The following is a 17,010-nucleotide window of genomic DNA, read 5'->3' as shown; positions in this document are numbered from 1 at the left end:
TATGATGAACCTCACGTACCCGGTTTGACCCATATTTACTATCAAGCGATAGATTAGAAACATGTCCAAGCTACTAAGCCCCGATTCCTCTCGTTTCTCACGTCCAGCCGGCACCACAAGCCAGGCCGACGCCGTCCCCGCACGCTTCAAGAACGGCTCCCCCGCCGAACTCCTCGCGGACATGGAAGCCATCGTCGGCGCAGAAAACGTGCATGGACGTCTCAGCGACCTCGTGCGCTTCTCCTCCGATGCCGGCCCCTACCGCTCCATCCCCAACATCGTGGTCTCTCCACGCAACGCGGCGGACCTGTCTGCCTTGATGAAGTATTGCGATAGCCACGATCGCCACATGACCTTCCGCGCTGCAGGAACCTCGCTCAACGGCCAAGCTATGGGCGACGACATCCTCGTCGATGTCAAAACCCACTTCGGCGGCATGGAAGTACGCGAGGAAGGCCGCAAGCTGTGGTCCCGCCCCGGCGTCATCTTGGGCGATGCCCAGGCCGTACTTTCCCGCCATGGCTTCATGCTGGGGCCGGACCCGGGTTCCACGTCCGTGTGCACCATCGGTGGCGTGCTGGCCGATAACTCCGGCGGCATGCGCTGTTCCTTGGAACGCGATAGCTACCACAGCATCGAAGAGCTCATCTTCGTCTTACCATCCGGCACCATCGTAGATACGTCTCGTGGGGACGAGGCCTTCCGCAAGCAGGAGCCAAAGCTCCACGCCGATCTGCTGGCCTTCCGCGACAAACTACGCGCCAACACCGAGATGGTGGAGTTCCTGCGCACCAAGTTCTCCATTCGCAACACCAACGGCCTGCGTATCGATGCTTTCCTCGACGAGGACGAGCCCGTGCACATCCTCAAGCGCCTCCTCATCGGCTCCGAGGGCATCTTCGGTGCTATTACCGAATCCGTCATCCGCACGGTGAAGCTACCGCGCGTGAAGGCCACGACATGGGTCGAGCTACCCAACCTTCGCGATGCCGCCAACTACGTGCACCCCATCATGGAGACCGGCGCGGAGGCCTGCGAGCTCCTAGTTGCCCCGGTGATGCGCCGCTCGGCCGAGCACTACTCCCACGCCCCGGAATCCTGGCGCAACCTCGATGACGATGCCGCAGCACTCCTCGTGGAGGTCGGCGGCAGCGACGAGGCAGACCTAGACAAAGCCATGGATCGCCTGCGCGCCGTGCTTGCCGACGCCCCACTACTGCGCCCCCTCGAATTCCTCACCACCGCAGAAGGTATGCGCGGCGCGTGGGAGCTACGCAACGGCCTCTACGGGCTGCTGGGTGCGGATCGCCCGAATGGCACGGCTTATATCACCGAGGATGTCTGCTTCCCACCCTCCCAGGTCGGCGAGGCTGCAGCGGACCTGTTGGACTTGCAGGCCAAGTACGGCTACCCGGAATCCGTCATGGGGCACGCTGCCTTTGGCAACCTGCACTTCTTCTTCACCCCGCGCTTCGACGTTGAGGAGGAGCGCGAGTCTTATGCCGCGTTCTTGGATGATTTGGCTGAGCTGGTCATTGATAAGTACCAAGGCTCGATGAAGGCCGAGCACGGCACTGGCGTCAACATGGCGCCCTTCCTGGAGCACGAGTGGGGCACGGAGGCCTTCGAGCTCTTCTGGGAAGTCAAGAACATGATCGATCCCAAGGGCATCCTCGCACCGAACGTAAAGCTCACGCGCGACCAGACCATTCACCTGCGCAACTTCAAGTCCTTCCCCAAGGTCGAAAGTGAGATCAACCCCTGCGTGGAGTGCGGCTTCTGCGAGCCTGTCTGCCCCTCCCGCCACGCCACGGTGACCCCACGCCAGCGCATCGTCTTGCGCCGCGAGATGGCTCGGCAGGAAGAAGGCTCGGAGGTCTTGGCGCAGCTGCAGAAGGAGTATCAGTACGACGCCGTCGACATGTGCGCGGCCGACGGCACGTGTTCTATCCCCTGCCCGATCAGCATCGATACCGGTGCCGTCATGAAGAAGCTACGCTCTCAGCAGGCAACCCCCGCCCGCGAAAAGGTGGCGCTCACGACGGCACAGCGCTGGGAGCTGGTGGAAAAGCTCGCCCGCGCTGGCATCGTCTCCGCCAACAAGGTTCCTCACAAGCCTCTGGAACTGGGGGCCAACATGGCGCGTAACGTGGTGGCCCCCGACTTGCTGCCGACCGTCCCAGGCCCGCTTCCGAAGGCCGCATCGCGTCTGCCGGAAACTCCGCGCGAGGGTGCTGGTGCACTTTACTTCCCGGCCTGCATCAATCGCATCTTCGGCCGTCCTGCTGGGGCAGCTAAGGATTCGGTAGACCTCCCGCGCGCCATTGTGGAGCTTGGTCGCCGGGCTGGCCAGCCAGTGTGGATCCCCGAAGATGTCGCGGGCGATTGCTGCGGCACCCCGTGGTCATCCAAGGGCTACAAAGAGGGATTTGAATATCAAGCTCAAAAGATAGTTCGCGATCTCTGGCACTGGTCGGAGCACGGCCGCCTGCCCATCGTGGTTGACGCGGCAAGCTGCACCCACGGGCTGCTCGACTCGGTTCCGGAGGTGCTCTCCCCCGCCGACCGCGAGCTCTGGGAGGACTTAAAAATCCTCGATGTCGTGGAGTGGTTGCGTGATGAAATTGCACCACACCTGCCAATCGTGAAGAGCATGGGCAGCATCGCCGTCCACCCGACGTGCTCGACAGATCACATGGGGATTAGCCAGGACCTCCTTGACTTGGCCAACCTCTGCGGAGACGCCCAGATCCCTGAGGGGGCACAGTGCTGTGGCTCCGCTGGCGACCGCGTCATGCTTCACCCGGAGCTTGTTGAGTCCGCTACCCGCGAGGAGCGCGCTTCTCTCGACGCCGAACACTTCGACACGTACGTCTCTGATAACCGCACCTGCGAGATGGGTCTAGAAATGATTGCGGGCAAGACCTATGACTCAATCGCGGTGCTCCTTGAGCGCGCGTCTCGACCGGTCGTCACTCCATAGCACCATGCCGGTGGCGGCACCCCTCATGGGAGTCCTGCCACCGGCACGTTAGTTGTGGTGGAAGCAGCTTAGAGATAGTCGTAATTGATTTCGGTGTCTGGGGCGAAGAACACGCAACCTCCCTTAATCGGGCGCAGGTAAATCGTGTCGCCTTGTCGCACGTCAACGCCTCGGGGCACCTTCACTGAAATACGGTCACCACGGACTGCGATGACGTCATCCGCCGACTCCTCTGGGCCGCCGTAGACGTACAACTCGGAGCCAAGGTGCTCCACAATGTCGACCCGAACTGGTAGCCCATATTGCTCACCGGGTTGGTTCACGCCAACGATTTCCCAATTCTCTGGCCGCACGCCCACGATGACGCGATCTGCGGCCACCTTCGCGGCCTGCTCTGCTGGCATGAAATAGTCCAGCGCATGGTCCTTGCCGCCGACAACGCGACCGTCGACGAACGGGACATTGTCGATAAGAGTCATAGCCGGCGAACCGATAAACGTCGCCACGAACGTGTTTCCAGGGTTTTCATACAACGTGTTGGGCGCGTCAACCTGTTGAATAATGCCTTGTTTGAGGACGCACACGCGGTCCCCCATGGTCATTGCCTCAGTCTGGTCGTGGGTAACGTAGACCGTGGTGGTGTTGAGCTCGCGCTGCAGCTGCAGGATTTGCGCACGCGTCGATACGCGCAGCTTCGCATCCAAGTTGGACAGCGGCTCATCCATGAGAAAGACCTTGGGCTGGCGGACTATAGCGCGTCCCATAGCCACGCGCTGGCGCTGGCCGCCCGACATAGCGGAAGGCTTGCGATCAATGAGGTCTTCCAGTTCCAACATCTTCGCGGCATTATTCACGCGCTTTTCGATGGTTGCCTTATCCACCTTGGCGTTCTGCAAGGCAAAGGCCATGTTCTGGCGCGCTGTCATGTTGGGGTACAGCGCATAGGATTGGAACACCATGGCTACATCGCGATCCCGCGAGCGGGCTTCAGTAACGTCAGCCCCGTCGATGAAGATCTGCCCTTCGTCGATTGGCTCAAGGCCCGCGAGCATGCGCAATGTCGTAGATTTGCCGCAGCCCGAAGGCCCGACGAGTACTAGGAACTCGCCGTCCTTGATATCTAGGTTTATGCGGCTAACCGCCGGAGGCTTCTTCGGATCATAAATCCTGGAAGCTTGACGGAATTCAACTGTAGCCATGGTGTCCTTTCAAACTATCCAAAGTGTTACTTGAGCTTCGGGGTGATGTCGCGGTCGATAACGCTCTGGGTCTCCTTCTGCAGGTCACCGAATGCGGTCTCTACGTCCTCATTGCCCACGGTGATGCGATCGAGAACGCCACCGATGCGCTGGCCGCCGCCTGGTACGAAGACGCGAGCATAGTCCTGCGGCTTGGTGTTCTCGTTGAGCTGCTCGATAGCGGTCTGCGCGTTCGGGTTCTCCTCCAAGAACTTCTTCTCTTCCGGATCGTCCAAGGCGTCCTTGCGCACCGGCATGTAACCCGTCTTCTGGGAGAACTTGATGGTGTTCTCGGTATTAGTCAGGAAGTCAATGAACTTAACCGCGTTAGCCTTGCGCTCGTCAGAAATGCCAGCCGGCACGGCAAGTCCGGCACCGCCAGTCGCTGCCGAAGGACCAGGGCCCGGCAGGTAGGTGGTGATGAACGGAATCGTTGCCGTCTCCTTCAGGCCACCCAAAGAACCGGTGGACTCCAACAGACCGGAGGCCTTGCCGGAGCCGAATGCGACGGTCGGGTCAGTGGAGATTTCGATATGCCCAGCCTTGACTTGCTCCTGCAGGAACTTACCTGCCTCGATGGACTCCTTCGAGGTAAAGTTCGGTTCCCACTCATCAGAGTAAGAACCACCGAAGGCCCAAATCATGCCCTGGAAGTACCAGTCGAGATAGCTGGAGCCATCCGGAACAGTAACAGCCGGCTTGTTGAGCTTGTCCTTGATCTTGGTAGCCCACTCGTCGAACTCTTCCCAGTCCTTCGGGCCACGATCGGTAGGAAGCCCCGCTGCCTTGAGGTCATCGGTGTTCCAGTACATCAGGTTCGTGGATCGGGAGTACGGCACGCCGTAGTGCTTGTCCTTGTACTTGTAGTCTTCACGCAGGGTATCGACGTAGCTCTCCGAGTCAATGTCGTTCATCTCCCAGAGGTCATCGAGCGGTGTGGTGGCCTCATTCAGTGCGAAGTTGAACCAGGTGACGTCGGATGCAACGAGGACGTCAGGCAAGTCGCCACCAGCGAGCGCCGCGTTGAAGCGCTGTGCAACTTCCTCATAGTTGGAACCAGCGGTGACCAGTTCAACCTTGAGGTCCGGGTTTTCCTTCTCAAACTCATCAATGAGCTCTTGCTCCAGGTCGCGGGAGGAACCCGGGTGGTTGGACCAGAAGGTGATGGTGTTGGCGTCGCCGCCATCCTTGGAGCCGCTTCCTGCAGTGGTCGAGCCACCTGCGCAGGCGGTCAGAGACACGGTGGTCAGCAGTGCTGCACAAACGGCAGCGATGCGAGTAGAGGTCTTACGAGACATGGTGGAGGTTCTCCTTGAAAAGTGAAGAATATGGGGGACTTGAGTGAGTTGGGCGTTGAGATAGCAGGCGGTCAGACTAACCCTTGACTGCGCCCGCAGTCAGGCCCTTGATCATCGGCTTTTGAAGAATGAGGAAGATAATGATCATGGGCAGGGTTGTCAGCACGGTGCCGGCCATCACTGGTGCCCAGTTTGTAACGCCTTCCGCGTCCTGCAAGCGGGTCAGGCCCACCGGCAGTGTGGCTGCAGCCGGTGTATCCGTAATCAGGAAGGGCCACAAGTATTGGTTCCATTCATTGACCACGGTAATGAGGACAAACGCAGACAGCGTTGGCCACGACATTGGCAGGACTACTCGGAACAAGGTAGTAAAGAATCCTGCTCCATCCATGCGAGCGGCCTCGAGTATTTCCGGAGGCAATGATTGGAAATGATTGCGCATGAGGAAGGCACCGAACGCCACGCCGGCCAATGGGACAATGACGCCAGCGTAGGTATCTCTCCAACCCCACGACGCAACCAACGAGTAGTTCGAAATAATCGTAATCTGGTTGGGCACCATCAATGACGCGATGATGAGCAGGAAGAGTAAATTTCGGCCAGGAAAGCGAATAAAAGCAAAGGCATAGGCCGACAAAACGCCGAGGACTACCTCCACCACCGTTAGGACCAAGGTGATGATGATGGAGTTTTTCAGGTAGCTCGAGAATCCAGAGGTCTGCCAGACGTAGGAGTAGTTTTCCGCCTCGAGCGGATTAGGCCAGAAAGAAATCGGATCCGAGTACACGTCCTGGAAAGACTTGAAGCTGGTGATGAAGATGAAGTACAAGGGCACCATAATCATGAGTACCGTCAGCACCAAGGCGATATAGCCTATAACCTTCGTGGCTGGATGACTGTGATCAACTGGCTCGCCTTTGCGCTTGCGCTGGGCTTCGGTGATGACTGGAGCTGCGAGGGACTGTGAGCCAGGAACCGGTGGCAGCTCGCCCTTTGCTTGCGGTAGCCCCACTTGGACGGAAGCCGGAATTGCGTGGCTTTCGGACATTTACTTATCCATCCTTTCCTGCAACTTAATCTGCAGCACCGTAATGACAAGCACTACGAGGAACATGATGGTAGCTACTGCTGCGCCATAGCCGGCACGGTTGTTGATGAAGGTCTCCTGGTACACCTGGAAGACCATCGTGGAAGTTCCGTAGCCGAACGGTCCACCACCGGTCATCGCATTGATGATGTCGAAGACCTGGAAGGAATTGAGCAGCACGGTAATCAACAAGAAGAAGGTGGTGCCGCGAAGCTGCGGCAGGACCACACGGAAGAGGTGTCGCGCGGCCGGGGTGCCGTCAATCTCCGATGCTTCGTCAAGATCACGGCGCCGTCCTTGCAAGGCAGCCAGATAGATAACGAAAACGTAGCCTACGTTTTTCCAAATATAGGTCACCGTAATCATGAACAGAGCCCAATTCTGTTGTTGGTAAAAGTTCGGCACATCGACCCCGATGATCCCCAAGAAGTATTGGATGAGGCCGTAGTTGGGATCAAAGACAAACTGGAAGGCCACGCCAATCGCCGCACCTGCGATGACGTAGGGAGCGAAGACCATCGAACGCACCGCAGCGCGACCAAAAAGCTTTTGGTCCAGCAGCAATGCCAGAGCCAGTCCCAAAACCATCGAACCGGCCACCGCGAAGAAAGTAAAAACGACAGTGTTGAACACCACGCGTCCGGTATCCGGTGCTTGGAACCAGTCGATGTAGTTCTGAAGACCGACAAAGGTCATCGTCGGCGATGAAATATTCCAGTTAAAGAAAGAGATGCGAATGCTATCGACCAACGGCCGATAAGTGAAAAGAACGAGAAGGAGAAGGTTCGGGCCAACGAGCAATGCCGCAAGACCGATCTGTTTCCAATCGAGCTTCCGTTTGCGTGGATGACGCGCGAAGTCCTCGGAGACGACCGGCTTCTCAGTGACTGCAGGGATCGCAGCCGTTAGCCCGCTTGCCGGGGTGGAAATTGCCATGCAGAAGAAACTAGACCAAGGCAGTAAACAAAAAGTTTATTGAAAGTATTGACTTGATAAACAGCAGGAAAATTTCCGGAGCCGAGCACTCGAAAACCCATGCTACGCGTGGGGAACATCACAAGCAACACAATGGAAGACCTCACATCACGTCGCGTTAATGAGAGAACTCCGCCGTCTCTTTAGATAGACCATTTCGGTCCATGACGGATCAGATGAGGATGTAGCCTAACGCTGGCTAACTGCGCGAAAGCACGTCGATTGCCAGCTCTGGCAGGTCGGTTGCCATGAGCGATACTCCGTTTTCGCGGCACCACTCCATGTCCTTCGGCAGGTTCACCGTCCACACGTAGGACGGGGCATCAACACCGACAAAGAAGCCGGCGTCCCTCCGCGCTTGGTGAATCGAAGGCCCAAATCCCGTTGCACCCTCGAGCGTTTCCGGGACTCCCTCATCAGGTTCAAGGAGAAGGAATGACCGCAAGGACGGCAAGAAGTGTCGAAACCGAGCAATTGCTTCGGGGTTGAAGGAGATCAGGCTAAACCGTGGGTCGGCATCGAGCTGTCGGCCGCGTAGGACTTCCGCTACCGATTCCTCAAGGCGTGCACCAAAAGGAGACGGATGCTTCGTCTCTATGAGCAGCTGCTTTCCGGGGTAAGACATGACGAGGTCCACGAGTTCGTCGAGAAGCATGATGCGTTGCGGATCCCCGTGGGTACCGAAATTGAGTGTGCGCAGCTCCTCTAGGGTCATGTCGCCAACAGCGCCGGCGCCATCCGACGTCCTGTCCACCGTCTGATCGTGGATAACTACGACTTCTCCGTCTTTGGTTAGGTTGACGTCGCACTCCACACCAGCCACGTCGAGCTTGAGGGCTTCTTCGAAGGACCGGACTGTGTTTTCGGGGTACCAGCCGTTATAACCTCGGTGCGCGATAATTCCTGGGCACTCCGACATACTCTTATCCTCCGGGCGGCAAAGTGAATTGTGACGTTTGGCGCCGCCCCAGTGTAGACCGCTAACGCCGGCCGCCGCGGTGGCGGTGGGTCGCCACCACGTGCACGGCATCCAGCATGCCCAGGCTGAGCAACGCCTCGCGCAGGGCAAATTGGAAGGTCCACAGGCGTCGGAAGACCTGATCGAACCCAGCCGCCCCGGCTTCGCGGTGGCGGCCATCGAAAAAGCTGCGCTGGTAGCGAAGCGTTTCGAGGTAGTGACTTCCGGTGTGGGTTTGCCCGATGATTCGCAGGTTGGAGCGCTTATCGAAGAGCCTGTGGGTTTCCTCCAACGTCGGGTATTCCAGACCAGGCCAGATATAGGCACGCAGAACCTGAATCGCCGAACGCGCAGCCGGGGTCATCGCATCCGTGGCGAAAAGCGAAGCTAAAGCTAGGCGCCCGCCGCTGACCAGCGAGCGGTCCAGCATCTCGACGTATCGTCGGCGTTCCGGCGGCGAAAGCGTTTCCAGCTTTTCGACGCTCACTATCGCGTCATACCGCCCACGCCACTTCTTTGGGTTGGGCAAGGCCGTCTCTATCCCCTGCACGTGAACCGAATCAGCGGCGCCTTCGAGAAGCAGTTGCTCGTCGAAAAGCGCCCTCTGCTCCGTGTCGCCCGTAAGCACGTCCACTGTGGCGCGCCGGGCCACCGCCTGAACCGCTACTTGCAGTCCAGTGGCTGGATAGACCAGGAGGTGTGTTCCGGCGCCGGTGCGGGTGGCGTCGAGAAGCCACTGCGCAGCGCGACGCTGTGCGTCGCCTAAGTCCTCACGGTCCGTTGCTGCCGGCTCGGTCACCGTGGTTACATCGACGAAGTGCTCTTTGGGTTCCTTTCTGCCCGCACGCGCGCTATAGCTACGCACCGCCTCGCGCACCGTAGTGGGTACGCCACTTGCAAAAATGCCGCCCGAATGGCTCAGCGAGTCACCTGCGTACAGTTTCACAACGTCAAGGGGTAGTTCACCAGGGCTCGATGTCTCCACGGCAAGCTCCTTGGCCTTCGGCCGATAACCCACCTCCACCAGCCGCGTGAGGACTTTGACAAGGCGCTCAGAATCGGGAGTTGTCCACTCGCCTGCCATATAAGACTCGGCCAGGCCCAGCCAACCCGAATCGGCGGTGCGGGAGAAGAGGGCGTCGTGAAGCACGGTGACATCTGGATCTTCGCCTTCCAGCTCTACCCCAGCCTTGGAACAGGCCTGCGCGAACTCCGCCTCAGCCCGGCCAGCTTTCATACGCAGTAGGCGCGGTGAAGGGACAGTAGCCACGCCGGGCCACACCGCAGCATCGATCGAAGCCAAGTGGGGATACACGCTCAAGTCAGCCTTCCTCATCGCACGCATGTGTCCTCCCAGACTAAAGCCAACGGGGCCCGCGCGGGTGGAGGCGCGGCCCAAAAAGCCAGTTAATAACCCATAAAGTATGCATGTACCGGTAGAAAGGTTTAGACTGACTCGGGTAAAATAATCTGGCTTTCTTAAGGAAGGTAATCAAACACCATGGCGCAAACTCCCCACCGTCCTAGTAACGGCCGCCACCACGTCGTTGTTATCGGTGCCGGCTTCGGCGGTATCAACGCCGTCAAGAAGCTCAAGGACGCGGATGTTGAGATCACCCTCATCGACAAGAAGAACCCCCACCTCTTCCAGCCGATGCTCTACCAGGTAGCCACCGGCGTCATTTCCGCCGGCGAAATCGCCCCGTCTACGCGTCAGATCTTGCGTCACCAGGACAACGTTAACTTTGTCAACGGTGAGGTCACCGACGTCAATATCAAGGATCAGACCGTCACCGCGGAACTCGATGGCGCTGTTCGTACCTACGGCTACGACTCCCTCATTGTGGCAGCCGGCGCTGGCCAGTCTTACTTCGGCAACGACCACTTCGCCGAGTATGCCCCAGGTATGAAAACGCTGGATGATGCCCTAGAGATCCGCTCCCGCATTATCTCCGCTTTTGAGAAGGCGGAGCTGGAAGAGGATCCTGCAAAGCGCGAGAAGCTGCTGACCTTCGTCATCGTGGGCGCTGGCCCGACCGGCGTTGAGCTGACCGGCCAGATTGCCGAGCTGGCACAGCGCACCTTTGCTGGCGAATACTCCAATTTCGGTTCCTCCTCCGCCAAGATTTACCTCTTGGACGGCGCTCCGCAGGTCCTTCCGCCGTTTGGCAAGCGCCTCGGCCGCAAGGCTCAACGCACGCTGGAGAAGCTGGGTGTTGACGTGCGCCTCAACGCCATGGTTACCGACGTCACCGCTGACGCCGTCACCTACAAGAACATGAAGACCGAGGAAGAGGTCACCATCGAGGCCGCGACCAAGATCTGGTCCGCAGGTGTCGCTGCTTCCCCGTTGGGCAAGGTCATCGCTGACCAGGCTGGCGTGGAATCCGACCGTGCCGGCCGCGTCTCCGTCAACGAGGACCTCACGGTTGGCGAGTACAAGAACGTCTACATCGTCGGCGACATGATTTCCCTCAACCGCCTTCCGGGCGTGGCCCAGGTGGCCATCCAGGGCGGCAACCACGTGGGCAAGCTCATCGAAGCCAAGATCGATGAAGAGTCCACCGCGAACGAAGCCGAGCCGTTCGAGTACTTTGACAAGGGCTCCATGGCCGTTATTTCCCGCTTCAACGCCGTCGTCAAGCTGGGCAAGACCGAGTTTGCTGGCTTCCCGGCGTGGATCTCCTGGCTCGGCCTGCACATCTTCTACATCGTTGGCTTCCGCAGCCGTACCCTCGTGGCGCTGCACTGGATCCTCAACGCCTTCTCGCGCGACCGCGGCAACCTGGAAATCACCCAGCAGCAGCGCGTCGCTCGCAACGTCATTGACCGCGACCTTCACTAAGTTCTACGCGCTTTAAGGGAGAGAGGAATCATCCTCTCTCCCTTTTCTTTGGCCACATACGGTAGAACGGAAGAAGTCCCTAGCGTAAAGGAGAAAACCGTGAACCGTCCTGCCCTGCCTCGCGTCCTCAGCATTGCTGGCACCGATCCCACGGGAGGGGCGGGAATTCACGCTGACCTCAAATCCTTTGAGGCGGCCGGCGCCTATGGCATGGCAGTGGTGACGGCCCTCGTCGCGCAAAACACGCAAGGGGTGCGCGCCATCCACACCCCTCCGGTGGAATTCCTGCGCGAACAACTGACAAGTGTGAAGGAGGACGTGACTATCGACGCCCTCAAGATCGGCATGCTCGGCTCGGTGTCCATCACCGAAACGGTGAGCAAGTTCGTCTCTACCCTGCCCGAGGGGGTTCCCATAGTCTGCGATCCGGTCATGGTCGCCTCCAGCGGCGACCGCCTACTCGAACGGGAGGCGGAGCGCGCTGTGCGCGAACTCGCCCGCCGCTCCACCGTGGTCACGCCGAACTTGCCGGAGCTCGCTGTCCTCGCGGACGTCGCACAGCCGCGCATCCTCGAGGAAGCAATCGATATCGCCATTCAGTGGGCTCACGACAATGGGACCTGGGTCGTGGTCAAGGGCGGACACCTCGACGGCGCCCAAGCCGATAATGCAACGGTAAGCCCGTCCGGCGCGGTAACCCGCGTGCCCTGCCCGCGGATTAACACGAAGAACACGCACGGCACCGGCTGCTCGCTCTCCTCCGCGCTCGCAGCACGTTTAGGAGCGGGGGAAACACTCGACGAGGCATTGGTATGGGCCACCGAATGGCTCCACGAAGCGATAGAGAATGCTGATGCGCTTCACGTCGGTCGCGGGCGCGGCCCCGTTGACCATGGTCACCGGCTGCGGCGCCTCGCCGCAGGCGCGCAGCGCTAACCCAATAGGTCTGCGCCGGGGCGGGTAAGCACGGCCACCATGAAGGTGGAGTTCTCCTTAAAGACCTTCATGTCCCAGGATGCGAAGATGAAGTCGACTCGGTAGCCCACCGCGCGGGCGAGGTCGAGGAATTCATCGAAGCCCCAACCACGACCTTCGCCAAAACCAACGACGAACCGACCACCCGGGCGCAAAGCGTTGAAGACGTTGCGCAGAGCGGCCTCACGTCCTTCGATGGCAATGAAGGTCATCACGTTGCCCGCAGCCACAGCGATATCAAAGTTACCCTCCGGGATTTCCTCTTCCGAAAGGTCCCCCACTTCCCAACGGGCCTCCGGATAATCATTGACCGCATGCTCGATCAGGATGGGATCGACGTCCACGCCCAACACCGTGTGGCCGCGCTTTGCCAACTCACCGCCGAGGCGCCCGGAACCGCAGCCGGCGTCGAGGACGCGGGAGTGGCGTTCACTCATGGCGTCGATAAGCCGGGCTTCCCCATCGATGTCCTTGCCCTGGGCCCGAAGTGTCTTCCACTTCCGCGCAAAGTTATGGGAATGGGCGGGATTCGCTGCAGTAACTTCTTTCCAGGTAGGCATGACAACGATTATATGCCCTTACAGGTGTAAGCTTTAGCCGCCATTACAAAACGCCGATACGAAACGAAGGAGGCTGAGACACGATGCCATCTGTACCGTCACCATTCAAGCCACGCAAGAAAAATACTTCTGACGACAGTGCTCCGAGTTTTTCCGTTCCCGTCGAACGTGCCATTGAACACTGCCGCGTGTTCGTCGATGGCGAGGCTCTTCCCGGCGAGTTTTCGCCGCACAGCGCGCTGCAAACCGTAGAAGAGTACGGCCGCGGCTTCGTGTGGGTAGGCCTCTACGAGCCGCTCGAATCACAGATGACGAAGGTGGCGGCTGAGTTTCGTATCCACGAGCTCATCGTCGAGGACGTCGTCCAAGCACACCAGCGCCCGAAGCTGGAACGCTACGATGACCAGCTGTTCGTGGTGGCGCGGTCAGTGAACTACCGGGATCACGACGAGGTAGCCGATAAGCGCCAGATTATTTCCACTGGTGAGATGCAAATGATCATCGGTGACACATTCATCATCACGGTGCGTCACTCGGCGAAGCTACCCAACTTGGCCTACGTGATCGAGGATGAGCAGGACCTCGTCGAACAGGGCCCCGTGTCCCTAGCGTGGAAGATCCTAGACATGATGGTGGACCGCTATTCGGAGATCTGCCGGCTCATCGCCATCGAAGTCGACGAGCTCGAGGAAGAAATCTTCACTCCGAATTCGCTGCCGAACATCGATCGCATCTATATGTTCAAGCGCGAGATTCTGGAGATGAAGCACGCCATCGTGCCGCTTTCGCCTGCTTTGCGCTCGATGGTCTCTGACCACAAGGACCTCATTCCGAAGGCGATTCGCTCCTACATCAGGGACGTCAACGATCACCAGCTGGTGGTCCAGGACCACGTGTCGGGGTTCGATGAGCGCTTGACCTCGCTTATAGACGCCTCCGTGGCCAAGATCAGCATGCAGCAAAACTCCGACATGCGCACGATTTCCGCGGTGGTTGGTATGTGGGCCGCACCAACGCTTGTCGCGGGTATCTACGGAATGAACTTCGATGTCATGCCGGAGCTACATTTTCCTTGGGGCTATTACGGCGCAATCGGCCTCATGGTGTTAGTTGTGGCCGGAATGTGGTGGTGGTTCCGCCGCAACAACTGGTTGTAAGAGGCTACTGCACCACCATCGTGCGCAGCGTGGACGCGGCGAGGAGCACATCCCCCTGGCTGATCTTAACCTCCCACAGCTGCGTGCGGCGCCCCTTGTACAGCGGTGTAGCAACGGCGGTCACCGTGCCCGAAGCCACCGGCTTGAGGAAATCCGTGTTGTTGTTGACACCGACAACGGGCTTGCCTGCGAGGATTAGGCTGCCGACGGATGCAGTCGATTCCGTAATTGTGCAGTACAGACCCCCATTTGCAACGCCCCAAGGCTGGTGGTGATCTGGGACGACTTCCACCTCAGATCGAACCTCGTCCGCAGAAATGTGCGTGTAGCGCAGGCCAATAAGCCCTGCGAGCCCCTGCGGGTTGGAGTTGATCAACTCGAGTTCTTCCGCGTTGAGCGGACGCGACTGGGAAACGGCCAAGAGCTTTTCAAAGATTTCAGAGTGGTTCATGCCACAACAGGTTAGTGGAATTCGGTGACGTAGGATGGTGAACATGACTCAAAGTGCTGAAAAGACAGATCTCGCTCAGATTGGCGTTGTGGGGCTTGCTGTGATGGGCTCCAACCTTGCGCGAAACTTTGCTCGCAACGGCAACACGGTCGCGGTGTACAACCGCAGCCCGGAAAAGACTCGCGCGCTCATCAGCGAGCACGGCGATGAAGGAGCGTTCATTGCCTCCGAGACCGTCGAGGACTTCGTTGCCTCCCTCGAGCGCCCGCGTAAGGCGATCATCATGGTTAAGGCTGGCGCGGCTACTGACGCCGTCATCGAGCAACTCACCGAGGCCATGGATGAGGGTGACATCATCATCGATGGCGGCAATGCACTGTTCACGGACACCATTCGCCGCGAGAAGGAGGTGGCCGCTAAGGGGCGTCACTTCGTCGGCGCAGGCATTTCCGGTGGTGAGGTAGGCGCGCTCAATGGCCCGTCCATCATGCCTGGTGGCCCAGCTGAGTCTTGGGAGACCTTGGGACCAATCCTCGAGTCCATCGCCGCTAATGTCGACGGTACTCCGTGCGTGACCCACATCGGACCCGATGGCGCTGGCCACTTCGTCAAGATGGTGCATAACGGCATCGAATACGCCGACATGCAGGTTATCGGTGAGGCTTACCAGTTGCTTCGTTATGGTGCGGGTATGGAACCGGCTGAAATCGCCGAAGTCTTCCGCGAATGGAACGCCGGAGACCTGGACTCCTACCTCATTGAGATCACCGCCGAAGTACTAGCACAGAAAGATCCGGAGACAGGTGCCCCGCTTGTCGACGTCATCGTGGACGCCGCCGGCCAGAAGGGCACCGGCCGCTGGACCGCCATTAATGGTCTCGAGCTGGGCGTGCCGATCACTGGCATTGCGGAATCCGTTTTCGCGCGTGCGCTCTCTTCTGCCACGGCTCAACGTGCAGCTGCCCAGGAAGGCCAGCTGCCTTCCGGAACCATTGCCGAGCTCAACGTGGACAAGGCTGAGTTCGTCGAAGACGTTCGCCGTGCACTGTATGCCGCGAAGCTCATTGCCTACTCCCAGGGCTTCGATGAGATCAAGGCTGGCTCCGAGGAGTTCGGCTGGAACGTGGACCCACGCGATTTGGCCACCATCTGGCGCGGTGGATGCATCATTCGCGCGAAGTTCCTCGACCGCATCCGTGAGGCCTACGACAACAATGCCGACCTGCCTGCCTTGATTCTGGACCCGTACTTCAAGGGCGAGCTGGAGAACCTCATCGACCCCTGGCGTCGCGTCGTGGTTGCTGCAACGCAGCTGGGCCTGCCGGTTCCGGTGTTTGCCTCTTCCCTGTCCTACTACGACAGCTTGCGCGCCGAGCGCCTCCCAGCTGCTCTGATTCAGGGCCAACGCGATTTCTTCGGCGCCCACACCTTCAAGCGTGTGGACCGCGAGGGCACGTTCCATATCGAATGGTCAGGTGACCGCTCGCTTACCGAAATGTAGCTGCTAAGCCCCTCACCTGAGAGGCTTTTCTTATCCCTCCGCTACCCGCGACCAGAATTTTTCTTCTTCCGGTTGCGGGGTGTAGAGACCTGTTTTAGTCTCTGTGCCCATGGGGGATATCGAAACCTACATCCGCCTACGCAACTCGGGGATTGCGCTGGTGGAAAACATTCCTGGCTCACCTGATGAGCTCCGCGCGCTCGGCGCTTCTGCTTCCGATGCCGCCGAACTAGCACGCCTTAACCAGGTGTACTTCGGGCCCACCCGCTTTAGCGGCAAACAACGCAAAGCCCGTACCGCAGCCCTTCAACAACGCCACAGCCTCGGCACCCTCACACTCATCGAGTCCTACACCGCAAAAGTCAAGAAAACCCTCGACGCCTGGAACCTCAGAATCAAACTCGCAGGAACACCCGCACACCGCATCCCCACCGTCGCCGCCACACGACTGAAAGAACTACGCTCCAAACGCATAGCCAAACCAGGCGTACGCATCACCTACCGGGAACAAGGCCCCAACACACTCTCCATAACCGACGACGCCACCACGATCGCCAACATGCGCGGCGTCCTCGAATCAACCAACACCACCGACCTGCTTCAAGCCGCCAACGACATCTTCTTCAAAGAGGGCACCGGTTCCAAACCTGCGGTGCGCACCCAAGTCATCGTCACCCTCAACGAGTTGGACCAGATCATCAACGGTGACGGGGACATCGAGCTCAACCTCACCAACGGCGGGCGCATGACCGGGGCAGAATTCCTCACCCACAAGTTTGCCGAAATAGGGTATGCCACCATCGTGCACCCTATTGAAGGACCCATCGACACCTTCCGGCTAGAGCGTGGAGCAAACTTCAAACAACGCCTTACCCTGCACGCTGAATTCCACACATGTTCTAGACCAGGCTGTAACAAGCCCGCTGATTACTGTCAAGTCCATCATTTGGTGCCCTGGCAGGCAGGAGGCTACACCAACATC

14 protein-coding genes are annotated in these 17,010 nt (G+C 59.1%); 6 read left to right on the top strand and 8 right to left on the bottom strand.

Annotation, left to right across the window (positions count from 1 at the left end; genetic code table 11):
• Positions 1 to 61: 61 nt before the first annotated feature.
• Positions 62 to 2,983 carry an FAD-binding and (Fe-S)-binding domain-containing protein gene (locus HMPREF2604_RS10210; RefSeq protein ID WP_070565277.1) on the top strand — a complete coding sequence of 974 codons (2,922 nt, stop codon included), beginning with the start codon at positions 62 to 64 and terminating at the stop codon, positions 2,981 to 2,983.
• A gap of 68 nt (positions 2,984 to 3,051) precedes the next feature.
• On the opposite strand, the gene HMPREF2604_RS10205 is transcribed toward HMPREF2604_RS10210, so the two are convergent.
• The 6 genes from HMPREF2604_RS10205 to HMPREF2604_RS10180 form a co-directional block, all read right to left on the bottom strand.
• On the bottom strand, positions 3,052 to 4,182 hold the full coding sequence (locus tag HMPREF2604_RS10205) for an ABC transporter ATP-binding protein (RefSeq protein WP_070565275.1): 1,131 nt from the start codon (positions 4,180 to 4,182) through the stop codon (positions 3,052 to 3,054).
• A gap of 26 nt (positions 4,183 to 4,208) precedes the next feature.
• Positions 4,209 to 5,519 (bottom strand): ABC transporter substrate-binding protein, encoded by a 1,311-nt coding sequence (locus tag HMPREF2604_RS10200; protein WP_070565273.1) that lies wholly within the window; start codon positions 5,517 to 5,519, stop codon positions 4,209 to 4,211.
• Between the two features lie 76 nt (positions 5,520 to 5,595).
• On the bottom strand, positions 5,596 to 6,567 hold the full coding sequence (locus HMPREF2604_RS10195; RefSeq protein WP_070565271.1) for a carbohydrate ABC transporter permease: 972 nt from the start codon (positions 6,565 to 6,567) through the stop codon (positions 5,596 to 5,598).
• Positions 6,568 to 7,542: a carbohydrate ABC transporter permease gene (locus tag HMPREF2604_RS10190; RefSeq protein ID WP_070565269.1), complete on the bottom strand. Its 975-nt coding sequence runs from the start codon at positions 7,540 to 7,542 to the stop codon at positions 6,568 to 6,570.
• A gap of 238 nt (positions 7,543 to 7,780) precedes the next feature.
• A complete protein-coding gene (locus tag HMPREF2604_RS10185; RefSeq protein ID WP_070565267.1) occupies positions 7,781 to 8,500 on the bottom strand; it encodes a glycerophosphodiester phosphodiesterase in 720 nt (239 codons plus the stop codon).
• 61 nt (positions 8,501 to 8,561) lie between these two features.
• Positions 8,562 to 9,854: a class I SAM-dependent methyltransferase gene (locus HMPREF2604_RS10180; RefSeq protein ID WP_070565265.1), complete on the bottom strand. Its 1,293-nt coding sequence runs from the start codon at positions 9,852 to 9,854 to the stop codon at positions 8,562 to 8,564.
• Positions 9,855 to 10,040: 186 nt separating this feature from the next.
• Here HMPREF2604_RS10180 and HMPREF2604_RS10175 point away from each other — a divergent pair, with 186 nt between their 5' ends.
• The gene (locus HMPREF2604_RS10175) at positions 10,041 to 11,384 is read left to right on the top strand and encodes an NAD(P)/FAD-dependent oxidoreductase (RefSeq protein WP_070565263.1); all 1,344 of its coding nucleotides are present in this window, start codon (positions 10,041 to 10,043) and stop codon (positions 11,382 to 11,384) included.
• Positions 11,385 to 11,483: 99 nt separating this feature from the next.
• Positions 11,484 to 12,320, top strand: coding sequence for a bifunctional hydroxymethylpyrimidine kinase/phosphomethylpyrimidine kinase (gene thiD / locus HMPREF2604_RS10170; protein WP_070520428.1), 837 nt, complete (start codon positions 11,484 to 11,486; stop codon positions 12,318 to 12,320).
• Here the strand turns inward: thiD and HMPREF2604_RS10165 are convergent.
• A complete protein-coding gene (locus HMPREF2604_RS10165; protein ID WP_070520425.1) occupies positions 12,317 to 12,919 on the bottom strand; it encodes a class I SAM-dependent methyltransferase in 603 nt (200 codons plus the stop codon). The two genes, thiD and HMPREF2604_RS10165, sit on opposite strands and share 4 nt — an antisense overlap.
• An 83-nt stretch (positions 12,920 to 13,002) precedes the next feature.
• Here HMPREF2604_RS10165 and corA point away from each other — a divergent pair, with 83 nt between their 5' ends.
• Positions 13,003 to 14,076: a magnesium/cobalt transporter CorA gene (corA, locus tag HMPREF2604_RS10160; RefSeq protein WP_070532752.1), complete on the top strand. Its 1,074-nt coding sequence runs from the start codon at positions 13,003 to 13,005 to the stop codon at positions 14,074 to 14,076.
• Positions 14,077 to 14,080: 4 nt separating this feature from the next.
• On the opposite strand, the gene HMPREF2604_RS10155 is transcribed toward corA, so the two are convergent.
• Positions 14,081 to 14,527, bottom strand: a complete 447-nt coding sequence (locus tag HMPREF2604_RS10155) for a PaaI family thioesterase (protein WP_070520420.1) — start codon at positions 14,525 to 14,527, stop codon at positions 14,081 to 14,083.
• Positions 14,528 to 14,570: 43 nt separating this feature from the next.
• On the opposite strand from HMPREF2604_RS10155, the gene gndA reads away from it, so the two are divergent.
• Complete coding sequence (gndA, locus tag HMPREF2604_RS10150; RefSeq protein ID WP_070565261.1) at positions 14,571 to 16,028, top strand: NADP-dependent phosphogluconate dehydrogenase; 1,458 nt, start codon at positions 14,571 to 14,573, stop codon at positions 16,026 to 16,028.
• Between the two features lie 109 nt (positions 16,029 to 16,137).
• Positions 16,138 to 17,010, top strand: an 873-nt coding sequence (locus HMPREF2604_RS10145) for an HNH endonuclease signature motif containing protein (protein WP_070565259.1), incomplete at its 3' end; no start/stop codon positions are given.

The sequence above is a fragment of the Corynebacterium sp. HMSC055A01 genome, from assembly GCF_001809405.1.
Classification (GTDB): Bacteria; Actinomycetota; Actinomycetes; order Mycobacteriales; family Mycobacteriaceae; genus Corynebacterium; species Corynebacterium hesseae.
This window is presented reverse-complemented; position numbering and strand designations above follow the sequence as displayed.

Excerpts from the sequence above, each read along its gene's own strand:
- HMPREF2604_RS10185 (WP_070565267.1), bottom strand. The coding sequence starts at position 8,500 with ATGTCGGAGTGCCCAGGAATTATCGCGCACCGAGGTTATAACGGCTGG.
- HMPREF2604_RS10195 (WP_070565271.1), bottom strand. The coding sequence starts at position 6,567 with ATGTCCGAAAGCCACGCAATTCCGGCTTCCGTCCAAGTGGGGCTACCG.
- HMPREF2604_RS10175 (WP_070565263.1), top strand. The coding sequence starts at position 10,041 with ATGGCGCAAACTCCCCACCGTCCTAGTAACGGCCGCCACCACGTCGTT.
- HMPREF2604_RS10190 (WP_070565269.1), bottom strand. The coding sequence starts at position 7,542 with ATGGCAATTTCCACCCCGGCAAGCGGGCTAACGGCTGCGATCCCTGCA.
- HMPREF2604_RS10165 (WP_070520425.1), bottom strand. The coding sequence starts at position 12,919 with ATGCCTACCTGGAAAGAAGTTACTGCAGCGAATCCCGCCCATTCCCAT.
- HMPREF2604_RS10205 (WP_070565275.1), bottom strand. The coding sequence starts at position 4,182 with ATGGCTACAGTTGAATTCCGTCAAGCTTCCAGGATTTATGATCCGAAG.
- HMPREF2604_RS10155 (WP_070520420.1), bottom strand. The coding sequence starts at position 14,527 with ATGAACCACTCTGAAATCTTTGAAAAGCTCTTGGCCGTTTCCCAGTCG.
- gndA (WP_070565261.1), top strand. The coding sequence starts at position 14,571 with ATGACTCAAAGTGCTGAAAAGACAGATCTCGCTCAGATTGGCGTTGTG.
- corA (WP_070532752.1), top strand. The coding sequence starts at position 13,003 with ATGCCATCTGTACCGTCACCATTCAAGCCACGCAAGAAAAATACTTCT.
- HMPREF2604_RS10210 (WP_070565277.1), top strand. The coding sequence starts at position 62 with ATGTCCAAGCTACTAAGCCCCGATTCCTCTCGTTTCTCACGTCCAGCC.
- HMPREF2604_RS10200 (WP_070565273.1), bottom strand. The coding sequence starts at position 5,519 with ATGTCTCGTAAGACCTCTACTCGCATCGCTGCCGTTTGTGCAGCACTG.